This is a genomic window from Halorubrum halodurans (assembly GCF_002252985.1).
GTDB classification, from domain to species: Archaea; Halobacteriota; Halobacteria; order Halobacteriales; family Haloferacaceae; genus Halorubrum; species Halorubrum halodurans.
Genome location: NZ_NHPJ01000085.1, coordinates 83,857 through 110,547 on the forward strand (window position 1 = coordinate 83,857; position 26,691 = coordinate 110,547).

The 26,691-nt window shown below is 57.7% G+C and carries 25 protein-coding genes and 2 pseudogenes; 12 read left to right on the forward strand and 15 right to left on the reverse strand.

What is annotated here, in order from left to right:
- Positions 1-167 precede the first annotated feature (167 nt).
- The gene (locus tag DJ70_RS08795) at positions 168-827 is read left to right on the forward strand and encodes a DUF7504 family protein (RefSeq protein WP_094532054.1); all 660 of its coding nucleotides are present in this window, start codon (positions 168-170) and stop codon (positions 825-827) included.
- A gap of 257 nt (positions 828-1,084) precedes the next feature.
- Here the strand turns inward: DJ70_RS08795 and DJ70_RS08800 are convergent, their stop codons facing one another.
- Together DJ70_RS08800 and DJ70_RS08805 are read right to left on the reverse strand one after the other, a co-directional pair.
- The gene (locus DJ70_RS08800) at positions 1,085-1,522 is read right to left on the reverse strand and encodes an NUDIX domain-containing protein (protein WP_094532056.1); all 438 of its coding nucleotides are present in this window, start codon (positions 1,520-1,522) and stop codon (positions 1,085-1,087) included.
- Positions 1,523-1,620: 98 nt separating this feature from the next.
- The gene (locus DJ70_RS08805) at positions 1,621-2,139 is read right to left on the reverse strand and encodes a metal-dependent hydrolase (RefSeq protein ID WP_094532058.1); all 519 of its coding nucleotides are present in this window, start codon (positions 2,137-2,139) and stop codon (positions 1,621-1,623) included.
- 311 nt (positions 2,140-2,450) lie between these two features.
- On the opposite strand from DJ70_RS08805, the pseudogene DJ70_RS08810 reads away from it, so the two are divergent.
- Positions 2,451-3,017 (forward strand): annotated as a pseudogene (locus DJ70_RS08810) (cell division control protein Cdc6); the annotation flags it as partial.
- Positions 3,018-3,130: 113 nt separating this feature from the next.
- Here the strand turns inward: DJ70_RS08810 and DJ70_RS08815 are convergent.
- Positions 3,131-3,931, reverse strand: a complete 801-nt coding sequence (locus DJ70_RS08815) for a hypothetical protein (protein WP_094532060.1) — start codon at positions 3,929-3,931, stop codon at positions 3,131-3,133.
- A 115-nt stretch (positions 3,932-4,046) separates the two neighbouring features.
- Between DJ70_RS08815 and DJ70_RS08820 the strand changes: the two genes are divergently transcribed.
- Positions 4,047-4,535, forward strand: a complete 489-nt coding sequence (locus DJ70_RS08820; protein WP_049933415.1) for a hypothetical protein — start codon at positions 4,047-4,049, stop codon at positions 4,533-4,535.
- Positions 4,536-4,647: 112 nt separating this feature from the next.
- Positions 4,648-5,643 (forward strand): hypothetical protein, encoded by a 996-nt coding sequence (locus DJ70_RS08825; protein WP_094532062.1) that lies wholly within the window; start codon positions 4,648-4,650, stop codon positions 5,641-5,643.
- Between the two features lie 74 nt (positions 5,644-5,717).
- Here DJ70_RS08825 and DJ70_RS08830 read toward each other — a convergent pair whose 3' ends face one another.
- From DJ70_RS08830 to DJ70_RS08840, 3 genes are all read right to left on the reverse strand, one after another.
- Complete coding sequence (locus tag DJ70_RS08830) at positions 5,718-6,413, reverse strand: nucleotidyltransferase domain-containing protein (RefSeq protein WP_179234019.1); 696 nt, start codon at positions 6,411-6,413, stop codon at positions 5,718-5,720.
- A gap of 148 nt (positions 6,414-6,561) precedes the next feature.
- Positions 6,562-6,912 carry a type II toxin-antitoxin system PemK/MazF family toxin gene (locus DJ70_RS08835; protein WP_094532064.1) on the reverse strand — a complete coding sequence of 117 codons (351 nt, stop codon included), beginning with the start codon at positions 6,910-6,912 and terminating at the stop codon, positions 6,562-6,564.
- A gap of 15 nt (positions 6,913-6,927) precedes the next feature.
- Entirely contained in the window at positions 6,928-7,197 is a 270-nt protein-coding gene (locus DJ70_RS08840) for an AbrB/MazE/SpoVT family DNA-binding domain-containing protein (RefSeq protein WP_094532066.1), read from the reverse strand.
- Positions 7,198-9,216: 2,019 nt separating this feature from the next.
- Here DJ70_RS08840 and DJ70_RS08845 point away from each other — a divergent pair.
- The 5 genes and pseudogenes from DJ70_RS08845 (at position 9,217) to DJ70_RS08870 (ending at position 16,080) form a co-directional block, all read left to right on the forward strand.
- Positions 9,217-11,265 (forward strand): hypothetical protein, encoded by a 2,049-nt coding sequence (locus tag DJ70_RS08845; protein WP_094532068.1) that lies wholly within the window; start codon positions 9,217-9,219, stop codon positions 11,263-11,265.
- 58 nt (positions 11,266-11,323) lie between these two features.
- Positions 11,324-13,516, forward strand: a complete 2,193-nt coding sequence (locus DJ70_RS16880; protein WP_143420994.1) for a hypothetical protein — start codon at positions 11,324-11,326, stop codon at positions 13,514-13,516.
- A gap of 431 nt (positions 13,517-13,947) precedes the next feature.
- Positions 13,948-14,613 (forward strand): annotated as a pseudogene (locus DJ70_RS08860) (RNA-guided endonuclease InsQ/TnpB family protein); the annotation flags it as partial.
- Positions 14,614-14,717: 104 nt separating this feature from the next.
- A complete protein-coding gene (locus tag DJ70_RS08865; protein WP_094532110.1) occupies positions 14,718-15,380 on the forward strand; it encodes a helix-turn-helix domain-containing protein in 663 nt (220 codons plus the stop codon).
- A 13-nt stretch (positions 15,381-15,393) separates the two neighbouring features.
- A complete protein-coding gene (locus DJ70_RS08870; protein ID WP_094532074.1) occupies positions 15,394-16,080 on the forward strand; it encodes a hypothetical protein in 687 nt (228 codons plus the stop codon).
- Between the two features lie 105 nt (positions 16,081-16,185).
- Here the strand turns inward: DJ70_RS08870 and DJ70_RS08875 are convergent, their stop codons facing one another.
- A complete protein-coding gene (locus DJ70_RS08875; RefSeq protein ID WP_094532076.1) occupies positions 16,186-17,436 on the reverse strand; it encodes an RNA-guided endonuclease InsQ/TnpB family protein in 1,251 nt (416 codons plus the stop codon).
- Positions 17,437-17,824: 388 nt separating this feature from the next.
- On the opposite strand from DJ70_RS08875, the gene DJ70_RS16885 reads away from it, so the two are divergent.
- The gene (locus DJ70_RS16885) at positions 17,825-17,965 is read left to right on the forward strand and encodes a DUF2080 family transposase-associated protein (RefSeq protein WP_143420995.1); all 141 of its coding nucleotides are present in this window, start codon (positions 17,825-17,827) and stop codon (positions 17,963-17,965) included.
- 3 nt (positions 17,966-17,968) lie between these two features.
- Entirely contained in the window at positions 17,969-19,210 is a 1,242-nt protein-coding gene (locus tag DJ70_RS08880; RefSeq protein WP_094532078.1) for an RNA-guided endonuclease InsQ/TnpB family protein, read from the forward strand.
- Between the two features lie 64 nt (positions 19,211-19,274).
- Here the strand turns inward: DJ70_RS08880 and DJ70_RS08885 are convergent, their stop codons facing one another.
- The 7 genes from DJ70_RS08885 to DJ70_RS08915 all read right to left on the reverse strand — a co-directional run bounded on the left by DJ70_RS08885 (position 19,275) and on the right by DJ70_RS08915 (position 24,972).
- The gene (locus tag DJ70_RS08885) at positions 19,275-19,793 is read right to left on the reverse strand and encodes a hypothetical protein (RefSeq protein ID WP_094532080.1); all 519 of its coding nucleotides are present in this window, start codon (positions 19,791-19,793) and stop codon (positions 19,275-19,277) included.
- A complete protein-coding gene (locus tag DJ70_RS08890; protein WP_094532082.1) occupies positions 19,790-20,092 on the reverse strand; it encodes a UPF0175 family protein in 303 nt (100 codons plus the stop codon). Before DJ70_RS08890 ends, DJ70_RS08885 begins: the two co-directional genes overlap by 4 nt.
- Before the next feature lie 418 nt (positions 20,093-20,510).
- On the reverse strand, positions 20,511-20,807 hold the full coding sequence (locus DJ70_RS08900; protein WP_094532084.1) for a type II toxin-antitoxin system RelE family toxin: 297 nt from the start codon (positions 20,805-20,807) through the stop codon (positions 20,511-20,513).
- Positions 20,808-20,818: 11 nt separating this feature from the next.
- Positions 20,819-21,091, reverse strand: a complete 273-nt coding sequence (locus DJ70_RS08905; protein WP_094532086.1) for a ribbon-helix-helix domain-containing protein — start codon at positions 21,089-21,091, stop codon at positions 20,819-20,821.
- Between the two features lie 197 nt (positions 21,092-21,288).
- Positions 21,289-21,942 (reverse strand): hypothetical protein, encoded by a 654-nt coding sequence (locus tag DJ70_RS08910; RefSeq protein ID WP_094532088.1) that lies wholly within the window; start codon positions 21,940-21,942, stop codon positions 21,289-21,291.
- Complete coding sequence (locus tag DJ70_RS16890; protein ID WP_143420996.1) at positions 21,935-22,174, reverse strand: hypothetical protein; 240 nt, start codon at positions 22,172-22,174, stop codon at positions 21,935-21,937. Before DJ70_RS16890 ends, DJ70_RS08910 begins: the two co-directional genes overlap by 8 nt.
- The gene (locus DJ70_RS08915; protein ID WP_179234021.1) at positions 22,171-24,972 is read right to left on the reverse strand and encodes a MarR family winged helix-turn-helix transcriptional regulator; all 2,802 of its coding nucleotides are present in this window, start codon (positions 24,970-24,972) and stop codon (positions 22,171-22,173) included. Before DJ70_RS08915 ends, DJ70_RS16890 begins: the two co-directional genes overlap by 4 nt.
- Before the next feature lie 927 nt (positions 24,973-25,899).
- Here DJ70_RS08915 and DJ70_RS08925 point away from each other — a divergent pair.
- Positions 25,900-26,178 (forward strand): transcriptional regulator, encoded by a 279-nt coding sequence (locus tag DJ70_RS08925; RefSeq protein WP_094532092.1) that lies wholly within the window; start codon positions 25,900-25,902, stop codon positions 26,176-26,178.
- 47 nt (positions 26,179-26,225) lie between these two features.
- Here DJ70_RS08925 and DJ70_RS08930 read toward each other — a convergent pair whose 3' ends face one another.
- Positions 26,226-26,669 (reverse strand): NUDIX hydrolase, encoded by a 444-nt coding sequence (locus DJ70_RS08930; protein ID WP_094532094.1) that lies wholly within the window; start codon positions 26,667-26,669, stop codon positions 26,226-26,228.
- Positions 26,670-26,691: the final 22 nt, after the last annotated feature.

Sequence of the window (26,691 nt, forward strand, 5' to 3'; positions counted from 1 at the left end):
CACCGGCCGGGAACCGTCCGCGGAGCGGCCAGCCCTGTCGGACGGCTCGACCGATCCCGCCGCCGGCCCAGCCGTGGCGTCGCCGGTGGCCGTGGCCGCGGGACGTCCTCTCCCCGATCGTTTCGGCACGCCAACATATATGTGGACGCGCGGCTCACGTCAGCCCGATGAACACGCTGGCGGCGGACTGCGACACGGTCCTCGTGGCGGGGCCGACCCTGTCGGGTCGACGACGGCTGCTTCACCGGACGCTGTACGACCGGGCTGGCGGGTCGCTCCTCGTCGCGACCCGGCAGCCCGCGGACGACGCGCGCGAAACGCACCGTCGGTTGCGCCCCGACGACGCCCCGGACGACGCCGACGGCGGCTCGGCCGACGGCGACTCGCCCGTCGTCGTGGACTGCGTGACGAACGCGTTCGAGCACTCGACGGACGACACCCGCCGGACGCGGTACGCACAACACCCGAGCAACCTCACCTCGATCGGGACGACGTTCACGGAGGTGATCGAGGCGCGGGAGGAGCAGTCGCTCGCGGTGGGCATCGAGACGGTCTCGCCGCTGTTGGTGTACGCCGACACGACGGACGTGTACCGGTTCCTCGACCTGGTCGTCCGGCAGGCGACCGACGTCGGCTGGCCGGTGACGGCCGGGATCGACACCGCCGCCCACGACGACCGGACGGTCGAGCAGTTCGTCACGCTGTTCGACGCGGTGGTACGGACGCGATACGTCGACGGCGAGCGCCAGTACCGGCTCCAGCGTCCGGAGCGGACCGACTGGCGGCCGGTGTACCCCGAGGTCGGAGACGCTGAACCTGAACGCTGACGCTCGCGCTTGAAGATGCGGGAGGGGGCCGATCCACGCCTCCGTCAAAGAAGGACGGACTCACGAACGGGGTCACGAGTCCCGTCGCTCGTGACCGGAGCCGCTCCGAGAGCGTCGAGTCCGAGACACCGGATCACGGCGTCGAGACCGGCGGCGACGAAGACGTCTCCGTCGACGGTGCTCGTGTTCGATCGGTCTCGTCCGAGGACGAGAGTGACGCCGGCGGCGGGTGACGTGACGCTGGATCTCTCGCCGTGTCACTCCCACGCCGAAGCGTGAACGTTTCGTCTCGGGCTTCTCGCTCCATCGATCGCCGTCCGAACGGCTGCCGTCTGTCGTTCACACAGAAACGAGGGTGTCCGTCGCGGTTCGACCCATGCCCAGTCGACGTGCTCTGTGCTGATATCGACGGTGCGTTCGGCGGTGAAACACGCGTAGTGGACGGCAAACCTGTCCCGGCCGCTCTCGTTCACCCATGAATCCGCCGCCAGGATGTCGCCGATCTCAACCGAGAGATCGGTCTCCTCGGTGATCTCGCGTCGAAGCCCGGAAACGGTGTCCTCGTCGGTTTCCAGCCGGCCACCGGGCAACTCCCACTCCTCGTCGGTCGCGCGTTGGAGGAGCAGTGTCCGGCCCCGTGGACCCGTAACCACGCCGCGAACGCTGACCGTCGCACAGTGGAGAGTATCGGTCATTGGATTGACTGGTCGCCTTTCGATAATAAAGATACGGGGCACTCCGGGAACTCCGCCACACCGTCGGGACCAGTTCGTGACTCGTCACGAGGTCGGTCCTAGCTCCTCCAAGACGACCCCAGCTGGATCCAGAGGTCTCGCAGCAGCGCCACGCCCGTCACGCCGAGCACGATCGCGGAAAACGCTGTCCACAGCCGGACGTTGATGCCGTTAACGCCCGCCCAGAACGGGACGCGCGGTCGTGGTCGTGCCGTCGCGAACGGCCACAACAGATCGGACGGTATCCGGCCGGTCACTAGGACGGTGTAGGTGTCGCCGACGAGATGTAGCAGATACGCGCTCACGAACGCGCCCCCGAGGCGGATCCGGTCGGTTCGCCAGGCGTACAGAAGAACGGCGATCACGATCGGCACGGCGATCGGGAGCGAGTGGGTGAACACTCGCCCGCTCGGCAACAGGCCGAACTGATGCGCGAGCGGCTTGTCCACCAGATCCGGAAACTGGCTGCCGACGGCCGTTACGCCGACGACCGCGACGGACGGGAGGGCCCGGTCGCGGACGGCGACGTAGGCCACGACCGGAAGGAGGGCGACGAGCAGGTGTTCGTGCGGGAACACGCTCGCCCGTTGTCTCGCGGCGCAAAGAAGCTTGTCGACTCGGTGAGACCGTTCACGTCGTCGGTCGGCAGCCGTTCCACTGCGAGCCGGGAAGCCGCGACGACGCTAGAAGTGACGTCACCACCCACGTCGACACGATTCGCACCTTGCTACGGCGGACAGTCCCCGCTCGATGACTCGACCGCACTCACAGCGTGGAGGTCCCTCGTGTTCGGCCATGCGATAACATGACGTATGACCTATATAACCATTTTGCCGGTCGCGTTCCTCGCCGTGGGGCTCGGATCGGAGCGAACTCCCAGTGTCCGCTCAGCGCGTACGACGCCGACGAACGCCGACTCGTCCTCGAACAGCGCGAACGGGTCGCCTTCCGCGACGGCGTCCTCGAAGACGTGGTGATCGCGATGTGTGCGGCCTACGGGGCGAAAGATTCCGGCGACGCCCGGAAAACACTGGACCTCCGCTTGAAGACCGGCGATGTCGCCCGCGAGAGTGGGTCCGACGTCGTGACCGAGACACACGTCCAGGAAGCCCGCGAGCGCGTTCAAACGGACCAGGTGGTTGAGGGGATACAGAACTACTCGCAACATGGAAAGCTCGTGTTGTACGCACTCACACGGCTCCACGAGCGCGGCGACACGCCGGTTCGGACGCGTGACGTCGTCGAGACGTATCGGTCCGTGGCTCGCTCGGAAGGGGTGAGTCCGGTCTCGGAGCGGTCTGTCCGTGACTACCTTGGCGAGTTGGCACAGTTGGGGATCACAGGCGTGACGGAACACAACCGAGGCAAAGACGGTGGGAAATACAACGAGCATCAACTCGAACAGTCCGTGTCGGCGGTTCGGAGTGGGTTGTCGACGCTTTTGGAGTCGGCGTGAGTGAGGATTCGCTCGTGGTACTGAGATAGCGGCGTCCGCCCCGTGCTAACAGCGGAACCGGTGGGGTGGGTGTGTCGAGTCGCGTCGCGATCGAAGGTTAGTGGGTGGATAGTTCACCGTTCTCCCCTCTCTTCCCACTCCGGACGGGGTGTCGGGGACGGGAGTTCGTCAACCGCCGTTCGGAGTTCGTCCTCTGTCATCCACGGGAAGCACCGTTCGTGGAGTTCGAATTTGCGGAACTTGTTGAGATGGACCCAACTGTACGTTGCCAGCCCTTTGTCCTCATCTGCCCGGTTGTCGATCACATCCCAAACCTCCTGTTCGTCGATGTCGAGGCCGCTCTCTTGGGCGCGATCAACGAGCGACTCGACGTTTGCTTGGACTTCATCCGCCGCCAAATCGTCTGTGAACGCTATCTCGAGGGCGGCTTGAACGACGTGCTGTTTCGAGTCAAGATTCTCGTCAGTCACCCACGCGTAATCACGTGGGAACACGTGCGACTTGTCGAAATACGGTGGGTCATCGATCTCGCCCAATTCAGGCGCCTCCCCACCACTCTCCTTCTCGAAGATACCGACGATGTAGTCGCTGTACGTCGCGAGCAACGAAAACATGATATCGAACGTATTGAGTCGGTCAGTCGGGAGTTCGAGGAGATCACCCATGATGAACGGATAGGCACCGAGCTGCTTCGTGAGTTCGTTCTGGACGGCGCGAAGCCGGCGGATATAGGGGTCGCGATAGCTCCCCAAAATGAAATACGATGTCCGCTGACTCCAGAGATACGGCAATTCACGCTGGGTGAACCGCCAGATTTCCCGTTTCTCTGCAGGCTCAAGTTCGATACCCCCGACGGCCTCGTGAACGACGGTCATAATTTCCCCAGCGTCCGGTGGCGGGCTTGGGTCGGTCATTAGCTGCCAATTCAAATTACATCACCTTGTCTCTTCTGAATTACATTGGTTTTTTCTGAATTAACCAACTTGGATGGCCCTAACTGTTATGTCGCCCTCCCTCGTACCAGCACATATGAGCGAAACCGACACTGGTGCGGCCGATGCAGGGCCGTTCGCAGAACAGCAGCGGCTGTTCACGCTGTTGTCCCAGGATACGCGCCATCTCATCATCCAGGAGCTGCTGGGCCATCCCGCCCATCTGATGTCGCTCGCCGAACTCGAGTATATGACCGGAAAGAGTCAGGCAGCCATCAAAGACCAGTTGGAGACGTTGATCGACGCCGGGCTCCTCGCACGCTACACGTACGACCCAAGCGAGGGGACACGTGATCTCCCCTCTCAGTTCTACGGATTCACAGAGCAGGGGGTCGAGGTCCTCCACGACTACAAGTATCTCCGTGGGCTTCCGGTCGCACGTGCCCTCTACGAAAACACGCGCAAGACCGAGAAAATCGAGCGCCACGAATCGGCCCCTCGCCCGGAGCTTCCCGACGCTGTTGCGGACGCACTCGAGTTCGACGAGCCCGATCTCGACGCCATCGATGGTGGCACAAACCGATAGAGACAATACCGCTTCGAAAAGCCAGCGGCCAGCCGTATCGTCGCTAGCGAGGCCCTGCTGGGATTCGTGATCAAAGAAGAACGCATTTTGCCTACATCTCTGTAGTAGGACTATGGCCCACGAGTGCGACGATTGCGGAGCGTCGTTTGAGACACTCACCCGCCTCCGCCTCCACGACTGTGAGGATGTCCAGTCGGAGACATCCGTTGGCTCGGCTAATCTCGAACAGTCAGAATCCACAGATTCGTCGCCAGCCGACAAACAAAACGCGGCCGTCGCCGAACTCGATACCCTACTCGACCGCTTCTCGGGTGGTGACAGAGCCGCCCTTCACGACGCAGTCACCGAGTTCGAGTCGGCGCTCTCGGCTGCACTCGAGGAAGACACCAGTGGCGACACATACCGAGACGTGTTCTGGCCGTACCACGAGCGCGTTGGTGAAGCCCTTGACGAGGCGGCGCAAGCAGCTGGCTGGAGTTTTCTTGAGGAGGTCATCGATGCGTACGACCCGACCGCGGACGACGAGCTGCCGCTTGTGACGCCCACGATCGCGAATGCTGTGGGACGGAATCTGATCCGCACGCGGGTAACCGAGAATGTGGAGGCGATTCCAGTTGCGGCGCTCGAGTACCTCGATGGCGTCGCAGTCAACGCCGCCGATACGGCCGATACTGCGCGGGAAGAAGTCCACGCGTACGGGTGGGGAATCGGGCATCCTGACCACTCGGTGGCCGACCGTCTCCACGCCCGCGCCTCGGAGGACATCTTCTCGGTTACTCCGACACTCGAACACGCGTTCTACGCAGACCAGTACGCGGCGGTCGATCTGCTCGACGCGTTAGTGAGAGACGAGTCGATCGACGGAACGTTCTCGCGTCCCGCCCGTGAGGATATGCCGTATCGTCGCTATCTGCTTGATTGCGTCTACGGGCTGCAGACGGACGACCACTGGCCAGGGATGCCGCGGTACTACGACTGGCACGAGGAGTTCGACGACACGTTCGAGCTGGACGACACGGTCGAACAGCGCATCTGTGACCTCGTCGAAGAGGCCGGCTTCGACGCCGACCTGCCGAACGACTGGACATTCCGGGATCTCGGCATCTGAGGAACCAACAACACGTTTCACGGCTGACGCTGTTCACTCCTTGTGGGTAGGGCTTCCTGCTTCCACGACGCGCTTTACTCATCGCCATCACCTTCCTCGAGGAGGAGCTTCTCGACCGTCTCAAACTTGGTAGTGCTGTAGATTGGGATTCCTGAAACGACAATTTCCCGGACGTCTTCTGTGTACGTGGGAATCGCGTGGACCACCTCAACGTCGATGTCGTAAGCATACCGGTTCCCGTCGAATTCGGCGTCTTCGAGGTCGCGACCAACAGCGTTCGCCTCTCGTTGGTTTGGGGCTCGATCGTTCGTCGTGAGCACCCAGAGGTCAATGTCGCTGCGCCGGTCGGCTTCGCCGCGCGCTACACTTCCGTACAGAACGATCCCGATGACGCTGTCGAGACGGCCGGTGAGTTCGTCGACCGCGGCTTTCACGGGCTTCTGGAACTCTGGTTGCGGTATTCGGAGGAGAGGGTCGTCCGGAACAGTGAGTCGGTCTCGGTTGATCTGAACAAGCCGTTGATTGCCCTCGGGTGATTCAACCACTAATCCGTTCTCTATGAGGGTATTGACTGCTCTCCGAGCCGTCTGTTGTGAATGGCCAATCTGGTCAGCCACCTCGCGCTGTGAGAACTGTTCGAATCGGTGGTTCGTTAAAAATAGCAAGATGTCGTTCGTTGCCTTGCTTTTGAATAAATCCGCGTCTGCGGCGGGTATTGGAACAGATATGGACACACCCTGTGTGGCGTTCGATTCCGTCTCATGGCTCATGTGCCATGATATGGCTCACTACTATATAATCTATATATAAAAATACGGCTATACTTAATAATAATCGGCTTTATTACAGTTATCATTAGTTGACCGTTACGCTTCCTCAATCAGCCAGTACAGACAATACACTGACGGAACTTTTCGTTCAAATGCCGAGGCTATCTTTGATTGCCGAGTCGATTTTTACCATGTCTGCTGACGGGACAGATCCACTGTTCTTTTTCACACGTTCGTTGATGTCGATGACTCGGATTTGACTGAGATCTGCCACTGAATCGTGATTGAGGGGAGTATCCGAAGCGAGTACTTCCACCTCAAACGGGTACGTGTCTCCAGACGTGTACTGCGTTGTGAATGGAGCGATGATGGTTGTCGGCGAGTACTGATTCCCAACATCGTTCTGGATGATAACACAGGGCCGGCTCTTTCCTTGCTGCTCACTCCCTTTCGTGGGATTCAGTTCAACGATGACAATGTCGCCGCGGCGTACCTGCACACTTGACTCCGAAATTCATTCACTCCAGCTGGGCGCGTCACCGAGATTCCCGGTTGCTTCTGCGGATGCTTCTTCCATTTCTTCAGCTAACTCACGAGACCGCTCGGCTCTCTTTCGATATCCTTCAGCAAGCCGTTTCTCATCTGTCGGCGGTTTGAGTATGATCTCGTCATTCACTTCGACGAATTCAACTTCGTCACCGCCTTCGATGCCACGACGGTCCCGCAGTTCCTTCGGAATCGTCACCTGCCCCCGATCTCCGACTTTCCGTTTGTGTTCGGGCATACTCATTCATACTTTTTTCATACTGATATAGATGTCGGTGGCATGGTCATTCAAATGATCGAACCTCCGTCGACGGTGAGCGAGACCGAGCGGACGCACTCTCGATCGTGGCATTCCCAGCTCGTCCCGGTCCATTCGTCGACAGAGCGCCACCACCCGGAACCCTCCTGTCGCGGTTCGAATCGGTAGCGACGTCGCGTGGCGTCCTCGCATTCGATTTCGATTGTGAAACACGGATCCGACTGGATCTCTGTGGCTGCGGTGCCGCCGTCTGCGATCGCGAGTGTCGCCATCGATGCTGGCTCGACTGGGGTTGTTGTTTCGGTCATGGGCTCTTCGGGCGGGATTTTGTCCGGCCCTCACCCAATTCGGGGAATACAAACCGTTTCTGGAAGGTTCGACCCAACCTCACGGCGAGTGTTTCTTTCTGTGGTTGCTGTCGCCCTATTGGATACCGAATGGCACTCGTTGGTACGAAGTAGGGGGTTCAGTAGGGGGTCAAAGAAAACTCCAGCGAGGTGGTAGTAGGTGACTGATCAAAATCGCATGATGGAAGAGAGGTAGGGGATAACCAACCCGACTGATTAAAGAAGAATAAGAAGACTATGCTGGAGGCGGTGAAAACAGGTCAACACTCCTTCCGGCACGGAGGCCAGAAGAACTCCGTGAAAAGAGAATTGCGCAGGTAGAAGAGAAAGCCATGTTCATTCAGCAGGTTTCGAGGCGGAGCCTCCGGCCTCAAGGAGCGAGGGGTTCCGACGCTCAGTCGGAAGCGCGACGCGAGTAGGCCGGAGGGGAAGCCGACACGAGCTTTCACAGCCGTTATGTTATACCATATTTTACTGCCAGTTAGTGCCGTGCGTCCACAAGTGGCACGCAGTACGGGCCGCAGTAGCCCGGCCCTGAATGGTGGGTTTGTCGACCCCGAAGGGCGTCCGGTAGGCGGGGCGCACAAGACGCCCCGTCGCGCTAACCGAGGGCGAGAACCACATCAAAGCCCAACCCTCAACGAGTGAGCTGTAAGGCCGAGCGAAGTAGGGTGGGGTTGGTTACGAGGAATGGTCTGAGCGCTCGAATCACCATATCTATTATATTTCTGGCTATCCTGCTCAGTTCAGCATATCACGTTCCAGAAAAAGATACAAATAATGAAATATTTAGGTGCCATACCTGATCTGCTGAGCGGTGACTCGAACGCATTTCACTAGTGGGTTGTGACTCATCACACCTGTAGTTTCAGCAATTGGTTATCAGATCAGCAGCGTGGCTGACTGAGTTTCAGTCGTGGTGGTGAGAAATTGGAACGTCCACAGAGTATCTATCCAGACAGATCTGATTGATCATCGGCTCCGTCCTGTCCAGTGGAACCGTCATCTTAGCCGCCGTTGACAACATCTTCTTCTTATTCTTCTTTAATCAGTCGGTGATGTAACCCCCTACCTACGTTACGTCATGCGTTTTTACTCTTCTATCTGCTACTGATCTGCCAGCATACGGTTAATCAAAATTTGACCCCCTAATCGATAGCAGGCTCGCCTATCGATATCGATCATCAAATAGCGAGTAGAGGGTCGATCTGACCCCCTACAAACTGAATATCCAACAAGTATGCCGCCGACTCGCGCGAGTGGCCAGCGGCTCACGATCAACGTGCTATGAAAATCATGAGTGATATTTTGGCCCAACAGAATATATACGGCTGATTGCTCGCTTTGCGTATGCGATGATCGTAGGTAATAATCACAGCGAGTATGAACTACTCTCCACGGTCACATCGGCCACCGAATATCGACGACAATTCGGTTATATGATGTGTTTGATAACATATTTGTTGTTGTCTCACGTGGGGGCAGTCAGATCGAATCTCCACCGGGGGGATCAATGCTACTAGATTCTCGACATGCGTCGACTCCTCGCTCGCTTACCGAACTCACGCCACCACCGGATGAGTATTGGGCACGGGTCGTTCCTCCTGGCGTTCAGGATTCGCGGGCCCGCGTGGGCGGGCCGGTCGTTGGAATGTTGACGCCGATCGTTGCTGAGATACTTGCGGATGATCTGGCGAGCGGTATCGAGATACTCTCGTATCCGGGAGTGGATCACCAAGAGTATCTGTTGCGGCCGTGGTCGCCGATTTCGTTTCCAGAAGACGAGGGGGAGCCGCCGACACCGGGGCGACCAGAAACGGTCGACAGCGAGATCGTGCGGTTTGCCATGGTCGTGAAACCGCTGCTTATCCAGCGATTCGGCCTTGAGGTCGTTCACCAAGACTGGACGCCGCTTGGACAGACCCCGGTATTGACCGACCGGCTCATGAGTGTTGATGACCGCCGCATATCGCTGTCACCGTCGCGGACAGAGAGTTCCTTTGGCGCGTATCTTCACAGGCTTACAGACACGTCAATTCCGACCGTCGTGCGGATGCGGCTGCTACCGACAGATCGGGAGACGTACTTGCTCGAACAACAGATCGGGTACTTCGATTACCCACATCGATATCTCCTCCCGGCTGATAGTCTCTCCGTCCTTGGAGACACCCCGGAGACGGCGATCGCAGATGCGTATGCCGAGTCGGATCTCACGTCGCTGTTTCTGGTTCTTAACGACCTGCTCGACAAGCCGATGGGGTTGCCTGAGTCTGCGCGTGATGCGTACCGTGCTCGATTCATCGAAGACACGGCCGGGTCTGCTACAGAGACCGCTCTCGGGATCGACAGCTTCGAACAGGGGTATGAGTTTGATCGGCTTGTCGGCCGCTCAGAGCAGACAGATCCGCTTTCAGCCCTGTACTCTGCGCTCTCTGGAACGCCAACAGTCGAGATTACGCCTGACTCGCTGGCGCAGTATCTCGGCTACGTGCCAAACTACGGGCCGGATCAATGGACCGGACCGATGTGTACGGATCGCAGCCCGCCAACGCTTGAAACAGTCATCATCTCACAGGAGGCCAGCGGAACTCAACAGTCACTCACTACACCGACGCAGGATCCTTCACAACGCCGCCGAACCAACACCGATCAGGAGACACCGTCATTCACGACGCTCACACAGACCAGTCTTCAACGGCTCAAAGAGTACGGTGATACCGTCATCGAAGCGCACGACGACGCATTTGCTGATAATACGTTCGTGCGGACGACACCGACGGGTGACAGCGACTACGTCGTTGTCGGCACACGCGAAACGCTTGCGGCAGGCGATCTAATCGCGACGGTTGCGGCCGGCTCGGACAGCGCCGGCGCCTTGTTTATCACCGGTTCACAGGCGGATGCACGCTGGATGATTTCTCGTCTTCGCCATCCCGTTCGAACGGCCGGTGAGCAAACCCACCTATACACACGACGGGATCAGTACTGGCATTCTGATGAGTGGATCGCGCTCATCCCGCAGGGAGTCACATACAAGTGGCAGGTGTTTCCGGACGGAACACTCGAATTACTCGCTGATGAGACGGTGGCGGCAACTGGTGATGTGAACAGCGGTCTTCACAACATAACCGCAAACGTCCGCTGGGGGCGGCTGAGAGACACGGTGTTTGACGTATATCACGCAGATGGAACATCCTTGGCTACGAATCAGTCGTATGATGCCGTCTCCACCCGCTATCAACCGGTGACGGTTCCAGCTGTTCCCTCACGGGTTTCATATCTCAATCACGCAGCCGTGTTCGTTCTTGAGGAAGGCCAACTCGTCCATCAGCTCCCGGAGCTCCAAACCGGGGCACAGTCCCGAGACTGGTCGAGGACGGAACTGGAGGCGTTTCTCTCAGATTTCACCTGCTTGTGGCCCGGTGATCAACTCGAGAAATCCGCTGTTGGTGTGCCGTTTCAACACTATCTCTGCGGGCTCACGAATGACGTTCCGCCGCCAGCAACGCTTGTTACCAAGTACCTCGACGATCTTGGGGTCTCATTTCAAGTGATGTCTCACCGCGAAGACGGGAACCCCGTGCCCGAGATCCGAACCCGTCAGTGGCGATATCCGCTTGAGGCGACGCCGGACCCGTTCGTCGAGACCGCACTGACAGCGACCAACGAGACCGCACGAACACTCGATTCATCCCAATGAGACACGACAGAACACACCGACAACCGGCGACAACACCACGCACAGGGGAGAGCAGCTGATGAGCAACGACACCCAGGGTATCAAATCGAGGTGGCCACGCATCGGCTGTGTTCGAGTAACACTGCCTGACGGCGACCAGCAAGATGACCGGTACCTCCGGCCTGTCTCACTGCGGCCCGTCATCAACCAGATCTTCGGGAAACATTCGAATATCACCCGACTCGAAATTCTATCGTGGCCCGGTGACTCACAACAGGAGTGGATTTTCTTCCCCCGGGGAGCTAACGCAACCGAACTTGATGAAAACGCGATCACCCCGGATTCAGCTGCCCTTTCTGAAATCAACGAGGCGCTGACAGAGACCATCGCAGATCGTGAGGAGGTCAGCGGTATCCTCACCACTGTCAAAAACGCCTGTGAAGAACATCTCCCAGGATCCTTCGGATACGATTTCTGTTCGGTGGATCTGGCGCCACTTGAGAGTACGATCCGGCCGACATCACGATTGATCGCCCGTGAGAGCCCGGATCTGAAGCCGTTTACCTGGCGCAGCCCGCACCCGGTAACGGATCTGTTTAGTCATCTCTATGACGCAAGTTTGCCACATCTCTTTCAGGTCATTATCGATAGGGGAAAAAACTCGGATTACCAGGTTTCCCAGCGACTCGCCGTATACCCGCCAAACTACGGTATTGCGACGGGACACGATCTGGCGAAGTTGCTTGAAGAAGGCCCACAGGTCAATCTCTCGCGGTTCTATGACCCGAACACGAACAAGATCCTCTCTAACTTCGATCTGGACAGTAGCAAGTATTTCAAATTCGAAGTCGATGAGGAGACGGGAAAACGGACCGCAACGAAACGATACAAACACGGTGAACAAGCAGCCAAAGACGCCCAAAGGATTCTGGAGGGCAAACGTGAGTGTTATGAACTGTACGCTGGGTTTCACGATACGGACGCGAAGTTACGAAACCTGTACCCCTCAACTGACTACTACACAAAAATTGCCGTCAATGAATCAGACATCTCTGCGTTCATCAAACTCGTTCCGAACTACTACGCGTACTCACCGTGGTCGTTATTGAACTACCAGATCCAAAAGCCCGAGATCATCGGTAATATCAAAACGTTCGCTGCCGGCTCACGTGCGCCTCACCGCACCGACTCCGAAGAGACAACAGAAACGTCAACGTTCGCAACACAGGGAAGTGATCTTCACCAAGAGCACGTTGAACAGACACGCAAATACTATGAGCGAGAAGGATACGAGGTCGAAATATTGGATGACCAGAGTACGGATTCCGTTCCAGATCTCCGTGTCCGGAAAGACGGAATCACGCACGTCATCGAAGTTGAAGTCGCCGGAACGAGTCGACCGGCAAACGTCCTGACAAACGCTGGCCGCGCGTTCAACGAAAACCTCAATCTGATCTTTGTCGCAGAAAACAAACGCAAAGCACAGCGACTCGTGAAGATCCTCCGGCATCCGGTTAAGAAAAATACCCCGGAGGGGGCTCAACTATATACGTATTCAGAGGCGCTGACGCTTGCGGATGGCGGACAGCCGTTGCTTCCAGCCGGCACCGATGAAACCTCTTCGACGTGGTATCTGCGTCACGATCGGGAAGCGCTTGCTGATGGGGCTCCGGAAACGGGGTATCCACCGCGGGATGATGAACTCCAGTTAGTTGTTGATGGAGACGTGATTGCGTCTGGGCCCGCGGATGAGTCCGTGACGACCTGGGAGTATGACACGACAGTCGTGACCGACGGGGAGATCCCAGCTGGCCGGACACGCATCCATGCGGGATTTGTACCGTCGCGATTGTCCTACTTGCGTGGCGTCGAGATTCGCTACGTGAACGGCAAAGAGCTCTCTATCCTCGAAAAAGACGATTACCCGACTGAGTGGGATTACTCTGATGCAGAAGGGAAGCGAAAACGATACCGCGCGGCGTATGATAAGTTCATCACTCAAAAGACGGTTCCCGTCTCTGGTGGTGAGATCGACAAACGAGACGTGATGTCGACGATACAAACTGAGTTCTACAAGCCACAAACCGGACTCAAAGCGCCTGGGCCAGGGGAATCTGGGAAAGCGCTTCGGGACTCAGTCGACATCAAACCGAAACAAGAGAATACGCTTCACGTCTTGACTGACCGGGTGTGGCGTTGGCGGCGTGGCATTGAGTCGCCTGACACTCCGTTTACTGCTGGTGAGTCGTTGGGGTTAGACGACTGGGGGTGAACAATCTCACCCAACTCACCCGCTGGTCCACCTTCGGTCAACTATCCCACCTACTCGCCCACGATGTACAGGCGGAGCAGGCCGCGTGTCTCGGAACTTGACCGCGAGGCGATTCACTCGTCGGGTGTACTCTCGAGAACGGACACAATCTCGGACAGATCGAAGAGGCGAACCGCATCTCGTTTGTCTGCGGCTTCTTTGACGGATCGTTTGAATCCAGAGCGACTGAACTTTCCGTCCGGGGCGCCGTACACGGTCGACGAGCAGCGGAATTTCGTCGCGAGCGACGAGCGGGACACGACGAACCACGGAACGCGAGTCGCGTTCATCCTGTCACGCTTCGCCCCGAAGGATGTCTACAGTTGACATCCTCCTCCGCGTAAACGCGGAGGAATCCCACCACAGGATTTCAGGCCGAGAGCGGCCCGACGATCCTGAAATATGCCCACGACACTGACGGAACGGCAGTCGAATCGCTCGACCTCTCGGAAGAACGCGACAGACTCGAACGGGATCAACGGAACCTCTCACGCAAAGAGTACGAGTCGAACAACTGGGAGAACCAACGTCAGCGTGTCGCTGCGTGTCACCAGAAAATCAAGCGCAAACGGCGTGATTTCCTTCACAAACTCTCGAACTACTACGCTCGGGAGTACGAACTGGTGGCCGTCGAAGACGTTGAGGTCAAAGGGATGCTCGAATCATCGCGAAACAGCCGCCATACGGCGTTAGCGGCGTGGAATATCTTCACCGATATGCTCGAAACGAAGTGTGAGCGTGAAGGCACGCACTTCGTGGAAGTTGAACCCGAAGGAACCACCAAAGAGTGCGCTCAGTGTGGTGTCGAAACCGACAAGCCGCTGTGGGTGCGTGAACACTCCTGTCCTGCCTGTGGTTTCGAGGCGGACAGAGACGCAAACGCAGCGTGGAACATTCTTTCTCGCGGACTCACCAAACTAGGAGTGGGCCACTCCGAAGGAACGCCTATGGAGACTGCGCTCCCTTCGGACACTGCGGTTGTGTCTGTAAAGCGCGTCGTAGAAACAGGAAGCCCCTGCCTAAAGAAGCCGCCGAAGGCGGTGAGTAGGCAGGGGTAGTTCACCCGGCTAGGCGGAAGCCCTATATATTGATATCGCTGTAGAGATAACCACGAACGAGCCCGGCCAGACAGAAAAGAGGCCATATACCAATGATCGAATTAATGGACTCCACAGCTGCGAAGGTTGTCTTAGCAGCCCAGCGTGGCGATTCTATCAATCGCATCGCGAGCAAGATTGACATCTCGTACTCATGGGTGTACGACTGGATTGAGCGGTTGAATAACGCAGATATTATCGCTAAAACCGATAATGGAATTCAGATCGTCGACCACGAGATGCGCCAGCAGTACGCCGAGATGATGGCTGCGTTGTACAGCCGCGACACCATCTCACAAGAGGACGCGTACATCGTCCCCCACTTCGCTGGGATGGAGTTTGTGTACACGGAAATTGACGCGGCGTATGTCTGGACGCACGGTGGCTACCAGATCGCGCGGAGCCACAACGACTATCCGGTATTCATCGACGTACACGACCGTGATGTCGAACGGTGGATTGCGTTTTTCCAACAGTGGGGCGTCGATACGACGATCAACGAGCGTCCGGACGCCAGCGACGTCGATGGGAACGTCCACTACGTGTTGTACCCGAAGACCAATGGTATCGACGCCGAGTGGGTCAATGGCAACCCCGTCATCCCGTTGGACGACGCCATCAACCAGATGATGGAGAATCGCCCGGCGTACGAACCCGCTTTGGAGATCATCGCCGACAAGTACGACAGGGAAATCGATGCGGCCCACCACAGTGCGATGAGCACTTGACAGTGACGAGAAAATGAGTCTCCCCGAGCGACAATCCGAACTTATCGACACGCACCGCGCGGTACAGGACGCCGAACTGCCGTATGTTCTCGTTGGCGGCTGGGCAGTGTCTACGTTCCAAACACGATTCACGACCGATATCGATACCGTAATTCCAGATACGGCACTCGACGACTACGATACACTTCTTCGTGATCTCGGCTACGAGAAACAGTTTGAGCAGGATGTCTCGAACGAGTACGACGGTCGAATGATCCAGTACGCGAAATCGGTCGGAGCGAACGCCGTCAAGTTCGAGGCACTCGTGGATGCGATGGGATGTCGACAGACCGAAGCAGAGTGGTCATACCGCCATCTCCACGAACACAGTACGATCGAGTCACTCGATGTCGCCGAAGGCCTCGACGGGCGAATCCCGGAACCGGCACTGCTGTTCGCGATGAAGCTTCACAGCGGCCGGAAAGCGGATACCCGTGATCTGGTCGTGATCAGCGTGCGTGCGGACTTCAACCGTATTGAACGACACGTCCATCGTGGCGACCCCGAGAAGCTCAAGAGACAGATCGAGATAGTGCTGGATCAACTCCAACAGGATGGGTTCAAAGACTCGTTCAAAGGTGTCTTTCGACAAGAAGAGCTGCCAGTAGATGCGGTTGACGATCTCGTTTCCTTTCTGTCCAAGCAGCGAGATCAACTGTGATAGGAATGGTCCTGAAAGGTCTATGCGACCCCCGGTCTAGAGTGTGACATCCTCCTCGCCGTAAACGACGAGGCTTCCCGTACCGCAGGTGGGATATTTGCTGGTCTACGACACGACCTGTTCTCTCGTTTTGAACGTCCCGCTCTCGCGGTCGAACAGGTATGTCGATGGCTGTGCCACACAGCCGTTACTCCTATCCTCACCGTGAGGACTCGGAGTTATCTTCTGTCGCATATTCTCTGCCCCGTTACAATCCGCGTTGGCTACCAACTCGCACGACGAACAGACGTACAAGCCACGTTCGACACGGTTCGATTTCGTGTCGTCTCCACAGCGTGAACACGTTTTCGAGGTGTTCCACTCGTTCTCTTTCAGTACCTCAACACCGTGCATCTCGCCTTTGTATTCGAGGTACTGGTAGATGCGGTCGAATGCCCACGAGTGTAACTTCTTGTTGCCGGTTTTACCCCAATCTGACTCACGCACGTCTTTAGACCAACTCACCGCGAGCGTGCCGACACCGCGTTCGACACACTCCGTAATGATTGCGTCCGCCAGCGTATGGTAGAAGTGTGTCTCGCGTTCGGAAAGTTTCCGACGCGCCCACATCGACTGCTCTGACGGGCCGTCTTCTCCCTTGGTGTCGTACTCCGCTCTGGTGAAGTAGTGTTTGTCTTCTTTGAGCGAGTTGCCGGGGTACAACACGTATTCGTCGGGGAAGGCGATCGTGGCGATATTTGTAATTCCGAGGTCGATCCCCGCAACACCGTCGCCTGCTGTGTCGGCAGATTCGAGCTCGACGTTACAGACGAAGTGGAGTTCCCATCTCTCACCAGTCCAGACGGCACGAACGTTCTGTACGCTGTTGACCTCTGAGAGGTCAACGTCTGGCCGGGCTTGGTACTCACAAAGCAGGAAATCTGAGAAGTGTTCTTTCAGATTTGAGCCTTTCGAGAGTCGGACCCGGTTGTTGTCAGGGTCGTGTTTGAACCCGTCTTCTTTGAACGTGACCGTACTGCGCGGTCGGGTGTCGCCGTGTTTGCGGTAGCCGGGCGGATTCGCCTCTTCGAACTTGTGTCGCAGATCGAACCAAGACTGAAAAGCGTCAGAAAGTTCTTCGATGACTTTCTGACTGGATTGTGCGTTCAAATCTTTCCAGCACGGCTGGTTCTTCATGTACGATTTCAGGGCACCTGAATCGGGGATCTCGCCGGTTGCGTCCCAGATACGATCGGCTGTCCATCGTGCGACGTTCCAGATTTTCGAGGCGGAGTCTCCGAGCGAATCAAGGCCATCACAAACCTGTTGGTGGTTCTGGATGGAACCAATGTAGGTGCGTGTGGCCTTAATCGCCATACATAGCCTATGTAAATACACTTAGTTAATGGCGTGGATTAGTGTGGAATATCCAGCCTGCAATCGGTGAGAGACTGTGTCAACGTTGTCGGATTCACTCCCGGCGTAAACGCCGGGATTCTCTCCTCGTAGAAAGATAGAGAGACCTTGGATGGAGACCGAACACTATGCTGTTTCGATTGAGTCGGAGCGGATATTTCTCCTCAGCGAGGCCTATCAGGCACATTTTAGCAGAATACAGGCGGTAAGCCCCCTTCCTCAAGGAGCGACCAGCGGGAGCGAGTAGTGAGGGGATACACCGCCGTCATCATGTCTCAAACACGTTCGTACTCGCTGCCCAACCACCCCACCGATAGAGTTACGTTGAAATAATGTTTAAACACAGATGATGGATAGACACGAACTAGAAGGCCACGAAGTCATCGAGGGAGAGGTGAAGCCGACCGGCAACGGCGCACACGTTCTCGTTCCGAAGCGATGGCGTGGTGCCGACGTGAAAATCGTCCGAACCTCAGCCCCCGACGAATAGTCAATGCGCTACACCTACAGATTCCGGCTTGATCCCACGCCTGAACAGCGTGAGCTGTTGGATCATCACCGAGATACCTGTAGGCAACTCTACAATCACGCACTCAACGAATTTGAGAAAATCCCCGAATCGGCGGGAACACTCACCCAACGAGTACGCCAAGTACGCGATCAGCTCACCGATCTTAAAGTATGGTGGGATGAACTAAATGACCTCTATTCAACGGTCGCACAAGCCGCTGTCATGCGTATCGAAGACAGCATCAAAGCCCTCTCCCAGTTGAAACAGAACGGCTACAACGTCGGAAGCCTCAACTGGAAGGCTCCCAAGGACTTCCGCAGTTTCACCTACGTACAGTCTGGCTTCGAGTTCGATAATAAGAACGGTCAGACCGTATTGTCGCTGTCGAAACTTGCGGATGTTCCACTCATCAAACACCGCACAATCCCCGACACCGAGACGACCAAACAAGTCACGATTAAGAAGGAGCCAACTGGGGACTGGTTCGCTTCATTCGTTGTCGACGGGAAAGAGACACCTGAGAAACCAACCGATCCAGATCGGTGCGTTGGTATCGACGTGGGGATTCTCAAGTATGCCCACGATACCGATGGGTACGCTATCGAAAGTCCCGGCTTCAGCGACGAGCGCGAACGATTGGAACGCGCCCAACGCGACCTTTCGCGGAAGGAACACGGCTCTACGAATTGGGAGACACAACGACAAATCGTGGCGGAACGCCACGCTGATCTCAAGCGAAAGCGCCGCGACTTTCTCCACAAGCTGTCGAACTACTACGCCACAGAGTACGACTTGGTGGCTGTTGAGGACTTGGATGTAAAAGGGCTGGTCGAACTCCCCAGAAACTCACGAAATCGGGCGGGAGCGGCGTGGGGAACGTTCCTGGGGATGCTCGAATACAAGTGTGAACGTGAAGGGACGCACTTCGTCGCCGTGAACCCGCGCGGGACGACAAAGGAGTGCGCTTCCTGTGGTGTGAAGACTGAGAAACCGCTGTGGATGCGCGAACACTCCTGCCCGGCGTGTGGATTTGAAGCGGATAGGGATGCGAACGCGGCGTGGAACATCCTTTCTCGTGGTCTTGAAGAAGTAGGAGTGGGATACTCCGAATCAACGCCTGTGGAGACTGCGCTCCCTGTGGATACGCCTGTATCTGCAAAGCGCGTCGTAGAAACAGGAAGCCCCACCCTCAAGGAGCGAACGGCGTCAGCCGTGAGCGAGTAGGGTGGGGTAGTTCACCAGTCACGATCTGGTAGACGGTTCAACTGAACTGGTAGCGCGGAGTCCCCTACCTAGCGGCCTCGTCAATGAGCTCGTCGGCCTTCTCGCGAAGTGTTCCAGTCATGTGAAGCCCGTGTGAGTCAATCCGCCTTACGAGATCGTGTGCTGCCTCTCGATCGAGTCCCTTCTCTACTGCCCGAACGATCACACCGACCGTTCCAGTGACTGTCGCCCCAAGCCCACGAGCCGTGGTTCGAACACGCTGGTCATCTGAGACGACACCGACTGGTCGGTCTTCAGCCGTGTAGGCCAACACAGCAGCAATCAGAGAGACGTCCCCATTCTGTTCTACTTCGCCAAGGACCTCTTTAGCTTGCTCAACACGATCTTGAATGGCGGGATCGGTCGTTGTAACCGCATCCTGCGCAATGAACCGGCTCAAATTTGTCTGTGCGGGCTCTGTCGTGACCTCACGTTGGACTGTGGGCAAAGCAACAACCTCACCGCTAAAACTCAGCAGTTGCTCGAGTTCACCGATGGTTCCGAGTGCGATGAGCGTCGTCGCATCGAGGAAAATCCGCGTCACAGCTCACGGGCAGCAGCGGCGTCTGCTTCGATATCCTCTGGAGACAGTTGCGTTGTGAGATTATGTTCACGGGCGATCTCGAGCCACTCTGCGAGACTGACACCGGCAAGTCGAGCCGCCTCGTTGACCGAGAGCTCGCCACTTTGGTACCGTTCAATCGCGACACGTCGACGGATGGATGACAGGCCCTCTGCGAGCGCTTTCCGAATGACTGTACTCTTGTCTTCATCTAACAGCTCACTCACCGCTTCAAGCTCGTCTTCATCATCATCAGGAACTCGGGCACTAATTGACGGCATGTATACATTGTAGCACGTTGTACTACATAATGGTTTCTCATAGCGGAACACGGAGGAAGCCCGCAGCTTCAGCTGTGAGAGGATATCTAGCCGAAGTCGTAGTCGCTGTCGCAAGCGTTGACGTACTCATCGTTGCCCGCTCGATCCGGCACGAAACACGGACCACTCGCACTCGCGATTAACACCGGCGCCTCGATGTCGAGATCACTGCGTCGATCCACCAGCTGGGCACGGTCTCGCGGAGCTCGCTCACCCGCGGCTCGCGGCGAGTGCGGAGCGTCCCCTGGGGTGGGCGATGTTCAGTCAGCGGTGGGAGCGACTTGTTGGAGAGATCGTCGATGGTGACGATCCGCACGTCAAGGAGTTGTGCGAGGTACCACGCCGGGGTGGTCACGCCCCACGCCACCACAAGCCGGGGCTACTCATCACGCCATGAGCCCCATACCTCTCGATACTTGCCGAGTTCACGGTACTCCTTCTTCCGCTCGAAAGCGTCGATGGCGTAGATCACCTCGTTGTCTTTGTCCCAATCGATTAATACGCGGAAGTCACCGATTCGAAGCTTGTAGCCGGGGTGGTTCTTTAGCCGATCAAGAAAGTGGTCGGGGAAGTCCACGATGTCCTCCAATTTGTTGATGATCCGTTCAGTGTCCTGTGTTTCAAGCTTCTCTAGCGTTTCGACCAACGTCTCTGTCAGAACGACCTCGTGAGCCACTGTTCACCCCCTCACTCGTCGATACCAAGTCGTTCGCGGGCCTCATCCGTGGACATCGTTCGGCCCGCCGCCACGTCCGCATAGCCCTCCGAGACTCCCTCTTGCGCACCAGGGGTCAGAATTGGCTCCGTGGTGTCGCGTAGCACCTCACGAATGAACTCCGACCGGTTGGTGTACTCCAATTCCTCCGCAAGCTCGTCGATCTCTGCGAGAAGTCGTTTCGGGACCTTCACGTTCAATTTGACCATGTCCCCGTCGCTGTCGTTGTCTGCGCCCGTACTCATACATCGTGGTACACGGGTGGTACTAATAGAACTGTCGCCAGCTGGCTGGATGTCAGCATCGTCGCCAACTTGTTGCCAAGAGAGTGAATCTTGTGTCTACAAAGCCGTCATATATTTACACCATATTGTCACAAAAGAATCCCGCCAAGTCGTATCTCATCACGGTACTGGTGGCAGTGTGGCCGGAAACGCCGCGTTCACCCGAAGTCGTAGTCGCTGTCGTAGGCGCTGACGTACTCGTTGTTGCCCGTTCTGTCTGGCACATAACACGGGCTTGTCCCCCCAGCGAAGAACACTGGCGCCTCGATATCGACGGTGCGCTGCCGGGCCACGATCGACGGGACGTGTTCGCGAAGTTCCCTCACGGAGGGCTCTCGGCGGGTATGGAACGTTCCCACGGGTGGCCGATGCTCTGTGAGCGGCGGCAGCCCGTCTTTCTCGAGATCCTCGATGGTGAGGATGCGAACATCAAGTTGTTGCGCGAGCGTCCACGCCGAGGCGGTGACGCCTCTGGCGACGACGAGGACGGGCATTGCGCGAGCCAGTGCGGCCCGGTGAGAGATTGCGGCGACAGCGTCGCGACCGACGAGGGTTGTGTGCCAGTCTTTACACTCACCGACGATGAAGTCGTCCGGCTCGTTTCGTGGGGATTGTCGGCGTGCGAGGACGTCGGTCTCAAGCCCGAAGAGCTGCGCATTGCGGGCGGTGAGATACCCCCACGCTTCGAGCGCGTCAGCGAACTTTCCTTCGAGCCACCGGCCGTTCGTGGGGTCGTGATCGGTGGATGTCTCGTCGGGGTCGCGGCCGCCAACCTCCGGGATCTCCTCGTGGTCTTCGGGGTCGTCACTCATCTGTGGCCTCCGGGGCGGGTGCTCTCATGGCGGTTTCAACAAGCGCAGTCCCGAGTGCCTCTGCCGCGGTTGGGGTGAGTGTTGCGTCCGTCGTCTCGTCTGGTCCCTCGACACTGAGCGTGACTGTCGGCTCTGTGGACGCATCGAGGCTCACGGTGAGCGAGCCGTCGTGGTGGGTGACGAGCCGATCGCGTGTAATGTGGGTGGTGAACTTGAACGTGGGTGCTGTCATTGTTTCTCACCCCTCTGGTTCGAGTGGAGCGGGAGCGTTGCCTGTACTGTTGGGTGGTCGGATCGCATTTTGGTGGGCTGGGGTTGGTCTGACGGCGGTTCGGTGGGGTGGTCTGGTGGCTGTTCGTCAAGGTGAGGACCGGGTGGGTGTCTGTGGTGACACGCGTGTGTACTGGGTGGATTCATTGGGTGGGTGGTGGTGACTGTGGTTGGCCTTACGCCGGCGCTCTCCGGGTGTGGTTGGCTGGTGGCGTGGCTGGTCACCACCTGATGGGGTGTAATTGGCTGTTGGTGCGTCTCCAGCGTACCTGCCGACTGTCGAGCGCGAGTTGCTCGTGTGGTCCAGCGGCGGTGGCCATCCACCTGTACCGCACAGACCCGATCAAGCGCGCGAACGTCCCGGAGTCGACGATCATAGCTGCTCGCAGAGATGTCCGCGCGCTCAAGGAGCTCACTGCGGCCGAGTGGTTGCTCAGCGCGCAGCAAGGTGGCGTACAGCTTGGTCGCGCTTGGCGCGAGATCCGGCCGGAACCGCTCCGGCGGGAGCGTGGCCATCGCGCGCTCGACGTCGGCAGGGGCTGGGTGGTGAGACTCGTTTAGCGCTCTCAAGAGGCTCTCCACGACGTCGTACGGACACGCACGCCGTGTGGTGTCCGCTGGGCCAAACGAGCGGAGACAGAGCCGCACGAGCCGCTGGCGCTCGCGGGGTGTCCACTGGATGTCGTGGGTCATCGCGACCTCGTCGAGTACCCGCCGGATGGCGGGGTAGGTAGTCGCGTCCCTGACGGGGATCGAGAGCGGTGGTGCGTCTTCAGTGCCCTCGGCGATCGCTTCACGAACGGTGGTGAGTTCCGCTTGGAGGGTAGTGGTGATCTCCTCGTGGAGTTCGGTGATTGTCGGGCCCGCAATCACCCACGACATCGTGAGATCAAGGCGATCAGTTGGGTCGACATCGTAGGGGAGTCGCCGGCGCAGTTTTGCGGGCCGATCTTCGAATAAGAGGCGATAGCCCGAGTGAATGTCATAGACCGATTGTTTGGGGACCGTCTTCGCAAGGAACGCACAGAAGTCTGCTCGGGTCTTGTGATTTCGAGCAAGCGCGGCCGTGTCTGGGACTCTGAGCGTGGTTGTGAGATCAACTCCAGCCGCCTGATACAGTTGGGTGACAGAGGCGACGAGCCCGTGGAGATCTGCGAAGAGGTCGCTGCGGGCGGCGGTGTCATCACTATTCGTGAGCTCAGCGAGGCGGGCGAGCAACTGATCGCGAACGGCGGTGATTCGATCCCGCCAGGCGCGGTAGGTGGCGTCGTCGTCGCTAAACCACCCCACTTGGTGGCCGCGCTGGAGGATTCGGGGCGTGTCCTCAGTGGGGTCAGTGATGTTCTCGAATTTGTTGCCAAGCCGTGTTGGGGTGAGGACTTCTGCGAGTGCTTTCTCGCTCAGTAAGGCACTCGCGAGACGTCCCAACGTGGCTAAGGGGCCACCCCACTGGAGCACGACGAGCGTTTCTGTGTCGGTGTGGCTGAGATACGCAACACGGCCGTCCTCGAATGCGTCGAGTGGATCGTCGACGAGCGTGATGCTGTCATCAGTGGCAGGGATGGCGAATCGCTGGTGGCGGGTGGGTGAACTGGCGTTCGGGTCGGTGAGCCACTGGACGTACCCGGCGTCGTCGTCTGTCTCGCCAGTTGTCGTGATCCACTCCTCGGTAGTGGGGCCCTCCGCCCGACGGGGCGACACTGTACTTGTGAGTTCCTGAGGGGTCCCAGTAAGACGCTCGCAAAGCCGGCGCTGATTCGGATGGATGAGCGCTTGTGCGTCGTCAAGACACGCTTCGACGGCCGTCTGTCCCAACGCGGTGAGCTGGACGGTGTTTTGTTGGCCACGCCGATCGACCGTGACGAGGTCGCGTGCTTCGAGATCAAGGACGTACCGACTGACGGTGCCTTCAGCGATGTCGAGTGTGGGCTCATTCGCGAGGTCAGCATACGAATGTGCGTCCTCATCGGTGAGACACCCCAACAAGTGGCGTTTCGTCGGCTCCGTGTCGAGGTCGTTGATTGCCGACCATGCGTCGTTGAGGTCTCGTGACTGTTGGTGGTCCCTAGTGGGGGACCGATCCCGGCGTTCAGTAAGATCGAGATGCGCCTCGGTCCACTGTGGATACCGCGTGGCGAGGTGTCGTTGGAGTGCGGGTGAGACACTAACCCGAACACAAAACCCGTGTGCGAGTACGGCGATCGTCGCTAACGCTCGGACGCCGGTGCGGCGATCCTTGAGGCTGGTCCACGCGGCCCCATCAAGCAAGAGCGTGATGACGCGTGGGTCATTATCGAGTTCTCGATGGAGTGCGACCGGGCCCTTCGCGAGCGCTCCCAAGCCGGCGTTGACGGGACCACGCCCAGTCCCGATCGACTCGACAGTGTCGACGAGGTCAGTGTGGCGTTGCTGGTGGTACCTTGAGCGTTCCTCGGCCGTGTCGTAGGTGGTCGCGAGTGTGGTGATCGCGTGGGTGTACGCGACCGCTTCGGCGACGTCGTCGGTCCACGCGTGGTCGAGAGAGTTCCATTCAGGGTGGAGTCGCGAGCAGAGTGCGCTGCTTGTCCGCCATGAGTCGGTGGTGGAGTGGTTGTGGATTGTTGCTTCGGTGCGTGGTCGAAGTTCGGCGAGCAGGTCTGGAAGCCACTCTGTTCGCCGTGGCGTGACTCCTGAACAGACGAGTCCGTCTGTGGATTCGGCCGGCTTGTTGCTGGCGAGATGGACCCCTCGCTCAGGGGTCGCAGGCTGGCGTGTCCGCACCAGCAATCACCGTGAGTTGGCTGCGAGGTGGCGTCGTTCGGGCCGCATTACTCCGAGCCTCCATCTCGCGGACCACCATCAGCGCGCGTCTGCTCGCGAACAGCGGTGAACAGTGGTGTTGGCTCCCGCTGGGTAGGTCGAGTGGAATTGCGTGGGGTTGTGGTGTCTGGGTGGACGTGCGGCTTCGTGTGTGTGGTAACGCTCGTGACGACGATGGTCGGCGCGAGAAGGACCCAGGTCGTTGATTGGGTGCGGGTGTTCGCACAGCTCCCGATGTGGCCAGTGACGACGAGTTCACGGACGCTGCGGGTGAAGACGGTTGGATGTCCGTGGGTATCGTGACCGCACATGAGATACCCAATCTCGTAGGTGGCCTCGCCGGCTGGGCGGTACGCGTAGACGGTGATGTCGTCACCTTCGTGGAACTGGTCACCACAGACCTGACACCGCGGGTCACGTGTATCGAGTGCGATCCGGGTGAGGTGACTGCGATCGGTCTGGCGGCTGTACGAGTTATTCATCGTGCGCCCCGACGTGGTTGCTGTAGAACTCGCCGAACGCGGCCGCACACGTAGAACAGAGTGGGCCGCCAAAGGCGGCGTCATAGCCGCTTGCGGTCTGTTCACAGAGGCGACAGCTGCCTTTGTAGGTATACGACTCCGTGGTTGTCTCGCAGGGCTTAAGCCCCGCAGTTGGATTGGTTAGCATGGTTCTGTGTCGCGGCACAGAACCCGTCCCGGCTGGGTGTTGTAGCACCGCAGCCGGGGTTTCTACACTTTCTCACGAGCCGAGGGTTCGTCGCTTGGGCTCTGTACTGCCTAGTAGTGGCTTATATGTGATAAAACTAACTGTGTTTTCTATACCACACAAAATTGTACTGAACATACATCCGGTGAAACAAAGTACAGTTAAGCAAACAGTGTTTGTATGAGAAAAAGCGCAGGCTGGATGACTATCTGGGACGATCGTATCCTAGAAGCCATACGCGCCGAAGGGTCTGGCTCCCCTACCCCACTATCTGAACACAGCCACATTCATGTACAAAAGTCACACATTTCTCAAAGATTAAAGAAATTAGCAGACTACAATCTGTTAGAACACCTCGGAAATGGAGTCTACATTATTACACCAGAAGGTGAGAAATATCTTGATGGTGATCTTGATGCTACAGATTTGGCGTACAACGACCTAGATGAAGAAAGATAGTTGCTGTCAGAAGTCGGTCTAACAGAAATGAGTGGCAAATCTAGTTATTAGTCTAGTGTAAGCGATGAATGATCTGGGGCATTTGATCCGTTTTGCAATTCTGTCATAGCTGTGTGAACAGCAGCCATCTGTGGTTCACACAAAACCTGCTCCACTTGCCTGGGAAGAACCCATTTATTATCGACGTGTTCGTGGCTGAGTGTAACGCTATAGTCTGTTGTCTCACAGTAATAGTGAACCGCAAATCGTCCGTCACCTGCCGTGTTTATCCACGAGTTCGCCTTCACAATCTCAGCAATTTCCACTGTTAGGCCAGTCTCTTCACGTATCTCTCGATGAAGTCCCTCCCTTGGAGGTTCACCCCGACCGAGCCGACCCCCAGGAAGCTCCCAGTCGTGGTCTGAGCTCCGTTGTACCGTCAGCACCTCCCCGCGAGTGTTCTCGATTACGGCGCGGACACTTACTGTCGCACAGAGGAGATCATCAGTCATTAGAGGGTGTCATAGAACTCTT

What these genes read in the sequence shown, in the direction of transcription:
- DJ70_RS08795 (WP_094532054.1), top strand. Translation starts at nt 168, where the DNA reads ATGAACACGCTGGCGGCGGACTGCGACACGGTCCTCGTGGCGGGGCCG.
- DJ70_RS08800 (WP_094532056.1), bottom strand. Translation starts at nt 1,522, where the DNA reads ATGACCGATACTCTCCACTGTGCGACGGTCAGCGTTCGCGGCGTGGTT.
- DJ70_RS08815 (WP_094532060.1), bottom strand. Translation starts at nt 3,931, where the DNA reads ATGACCGACCCAAGCCCGCCACCGGACGCTGGGGAAATTATGACCGTC.
- DJ70_RS08820 (WP_049933415.1), top strand. Translation starts at nt 4,047, where the DNA reads ATGAGCGAAACCGACACTGGTGCGGCCGATGCAGGGCCGTTCGCAGAA.
- DJ70_RS08825 (WP_094532062.1), top strand. Translation starts at nt 4,648, where the DNA reads ATGGCCCACGAGTGCGACGATTGCGGAGCGTCGTTTGAGACACTCACC.
- DJ70_RS08830 (WP_179234019.1), bottom strand. Translation starts at nt 6,413, where the DNA reads ATGAGCCATGAGACGGAATCGAACGCCACACAGGGTGTGTCCATATCT.
- DJ70_RS08840 (WP_094532066.1), bottom strand. Translation starts at nt 7,197, where the DNA reads ATGCCCGAACACAAACGGAAAGTCGGAGATCGGGGGCAGGTGACGATT.
- DJ70_RS08845 (WP_094532068.1), top strand. Translation starts at nt 9,217, where the DNA reads ATGTTGACGCCGATCGTTGCTGAGATACTTGCGGATGATCTGGCGAGC.
- DJ70_RS16880 (WP_143420994.1), top strand. Translation starts at nt 11,324, where the DNA reads ATGAGCAACGACACCCAGGGTATCAAATCGAGGTGGCCACGCATCGGC.
- DJ70_RS08865 (WP_094532110.1), top strand. Translation starts at nt 14,718, where the DNA reads ATGGACTCCACAGCTGCGAAGGTTGTCTTAGCAGCCCAGCGTGGCGAT.
- DJ70_RS08870 (WP_094532074.1), top strand. Translation starts at nt 15,394, where the DNA reads ATGAGTCTCCCCGAGCGACAATCCGAACTTATCGACACGCACCGCGCG.
- DJ70_RS08875 (WP_094532076.1), bottom strand. Translation starts at nt 17,436, where the DNA reads ATGGCGATTAAGGCCACACGCACCTACATTGGTTCCATCCAGAACCAC.
- DJ70_RS16885 (WP_143420995.1), top strand. Translation starts at nt 17,825, where the DNA reads ATGGATAGACACGAACTAGAAGGCCACGAAGTCATCGAGGGAGAGGTG.
- DJ70_RS08880 (WP_094532078.1), top strand. Translation starts at nt 17,969, where the DNA reads ATGCGCTACACCTACAGATTCCGGCTTGATCCCACGCCTGAACAGCGT.
- DJ70_RS08890 (WP_094532082.1), bottom strand. Translation starts at nt 20,092, where the DNA reads ATGCCGTCAATTAGTGCCCGAGTTCCTGATGATGATGAAGACGAGCTT.
- DJ70_RS08905 (WP_094532086.1), bottom strand. Translation starts at nt 21,091, where the DNA reads ATGAGTACGGGCGCAGACAACGACAGCGACGGGGACATGGTCAAATTG.
- DJ70_RS08910 (WP_094532088.1), bottom strand. Translation starts at nt 21,942, where the DNA reads ATGAGTGACGACCCCGAAGACCACGAGGAGATCCCGGAGGTTGGCGGC.
- DJ70_RS16890 (WP_143420996.1), bottom strand. Translation starts at nt 22,174, where the DNA reads ATGACAGCACCCACGTTCAAGTTCACCACCCACATTACACGCGATCGG.
- DJ70_RS08925 (WP_094532092.1), top strand. Translation starts at nt 25,900, where the DNA reads ATGAGAAAAAGCGCAGGCTGGATGACTATCTGGGACGATCGTATCCTA.
- DJ70_RS08930 (WP_094532094.1), bottom strand. Translation starts at nt 26,669, where the DNA reads ATGACTGATGATCTCCTCTGTGCGACAGTAAGTGTCCGCGCCGTAATC.